The sequence below is a fragment of the Candidatus Nitrosarchaeum limnium BG20 genome, assembly GCF_000241145.1.
GTDB lineage: Archaea > Thermoproteota > Nitrososphaeria > Nitrososphaerales > Nitrosopumilaceae > Nitrosarchaeum > Nitrosarchaeum limnae.
In genome coordinates, this window is record NZ_AHJG01000055.1 from 1 (window position 1) to 2093 (window position 2093).

General features: G+C 33.9%; 3 protein-coding genes, 1 tRNA gene and 1 pseudogene. 1 reads left to right on the forward strand and 4 read right to left on the reverse strand.

Translation table 11 applies throughout. The features are described 5' to 3' along the window. From BG20_RS02000 to BG20_RS02005, 3 genes and pseudogenes are all read right to left on the reverse strand, one after another. Positions 1-296, reverse strand: a pseudogene (locus BG20_RS02000) (hydroxymethylglutaryl-CoA reductase, degradative); the annotation flags it as partial. After that, positions 293-643 (reverse strand): PQQ-dependent sugar dehydrogenase, encoded by a 351-nt coding sequence (locus tag BG20_RS12995; RefSeq protein ID WP_338032783.1) that lies wholly within the window; start codon positions 641-643, stop codon positions 293-295. The gene BG20_RS12995 and the pseudogene BG20_RS02000, both read right to left, overlap by 4 nt. After that, positions 618-1388, reverse strand: coding sequence for a PQQ-dependent sugar dehydrogenase (locus BG20_RS02005; RefSeq protein ID WP_238527448.1), 771 nt, complete (start codon positions 1386-1388; stop codon positions 618-620). Before BG20_RS02005 ends, BG20_RS12995 begins: the two co-directional genes overlap by 26 nt. A gap of 83 nt (positions 1389-1471) precedes the next feature. Here BG20_RS02005 and BG20_RS12315 point away from each other — a divergent pair. Next, positions 1472-1561, forward strand: a tRNA-Met gene (locus BG20_RS12315). Positions 1562-1778: 217 nt separating this feature from the next. Here the strand turns inward: BG20_RS12315 and BG20_RS13000 are convergent. Next, on the reverse strand, positions 1779-2093 hold a 315-nt coding region (locus tag BG20_RS13000), incomplete at its 5' end, for a single stranded DNA-binding domain-containing protein (protein ID WP_010190193.1).

The following is a 2093-nucleotide window of genomic DNA, read 5'->3' on the forward strand; positions in this document are numbered from 1 at the left end:
ATTCGTGCAATTTTTGCACCTTTAGAAGCTGCGGCAATCACAGATGGCTCTTCAATCACCATTGGAACAAGATAGTCTTTTCCATTAATTTTAAAACTAGTTGCAACTCCTAAAGGGAGAGAAAAAGTACCAATTGCATTTTCTACCATATTGTTTGCTTTTTCAAATGAGATGCCACCATCAATGCTTTGTAAAACTTTCAATTCTTCAGAGGAGAGATTTGCAAAATCGCGAACAATGTCTAATCTCTCTTTTCTTGTTTTTTCAAAGAATTTTGAAATAGATGAGTCAGTCATTTCAATATCCTCAATAATCTATCATCCATGCTATCTGGAAAACCTTTTCCATCAGTATTTGAAGTAATTACATAAAGACTTCCATCTTGACCTTGAGCTACATCTCGTATACGGCCTGCTCCACTTAGTATTGTTTTTTGAGAACTTAGACCGTCATAGAGATCTAACTGATAAAGATTGGTGGCTCTAAGAGAAGCCATAATAAAACGAGATTCCACGTTTATTTTGTCTCCAGAATAGTAAAGGATTCCACTAGGTTCAATGCTTGGATCATAACATACTATTGCATCTTCAAATTGTTCATATCCCGAACATTGTTGTTCAGGCCAGCCATAATTTTTTTCCAGGTTTGATTAAATTTATTTCATCATTTTTTTCAGGGCCTAACTCTGCTAGATACATTTGATCTTTATTGTCCCAAGTCATACCTTGTGGATCTCTATGTCCTAAAGAATAAACCGGAGAATTTGGAAATGGATTGTCATCAGGAATTGTACCGTCATCATTTAATCGCAGTATCTTTCCAGACAGTGAATCAAGGCTTTGAGGTAGATGTGATGAATCAGAAATAGTGCCAGTTCCAACATATAATTTCTTATCAGGTCCAAATTTTAGAAATCCACCATTTGTAAACACAGAACCAGGTATTTTATCAAAAATTGTTTTTGCGTCTTTTAGTTTATTTTTTGATTCAATGATTTGAAGAACTTTATTCCAAAGTTTTCCATTTTCTTCATATGTAAAAAATACATACATCAGATGATTATTAGAAAAATCAGGATGTAGTGCTATGCCCAACAATCCTCCACCAAATACATCAGCAGGACGAAATGTTGCCAATGGTTCTGATAACAATGTATTATTTTGAATAACTCTTATTTGTCCATTTTTTTCTGTTACAAAAATTCGATCATCTGAAATTGCAATAGAGCGTGGTTTATCAAGATTTTTTGCCAATGTTTCTACAAAAATATTTTCATGTACTGATGAAGGTGGTTCTGGAATTGGAAATGGAGTTGAGGGTGAAGTCAAAACAAATATCGAAAATGCCAATGCTGCAACAATTCCTGCAATTCTTAGTTTTTTGTCCACAGAAAATCATTCATTTCAAATCATATTAATTACTTTCAAGAATTTGATAAAGCGTATATACGGCTCGTGCTCATTGATGAATCAGCGGGGTGGGGAAGTCAGACTCTTTAGGGCTAGGTCATCCCGGCGGGCTCATAACCCGCAGTTCAGTAGTTCAAATCTACTCCCCGCTACTTTTCATATACAGAAAACCACGAACTTGATTCATCAAATTTAGATTCCTTGTTAATTTTTCCAATTCTTTGCAATGGTCTGCTCAGATGTCTGTGAGCAGAAACATTAGGAATATACAGTTGTTTTTTGATATTTCTGGGAATTTCTAAATTAATTTTATTTGATGAACTTTTACCACATTTTATGCATTGATATGCTTGGTTTTTCCTTTTGATTTCATTTTTTTAGACATTTTTTGCATACAGGGTTGGATTTTATTATATTTTTTTTAAGATTAATGACCTTGATGAATTCAACATTTAGGATACGCGGATAGTTTTTAGATGCTTTTCGGATGCCTCCACCAATACAGATCTTATCTCCTTTCATCAAACTAGATGCAATAAGAGTAATTCCAGTAGGTTTGTAAACAGCGCATTGCAATTTTAATCCATTTGACAGAATAGAGAAAAAAACATGTCCACCTTTAACGATTTTTGGGAAATCATATACAATTCCAGTAATCTTTCCTGATGCATATGGCTTGATATT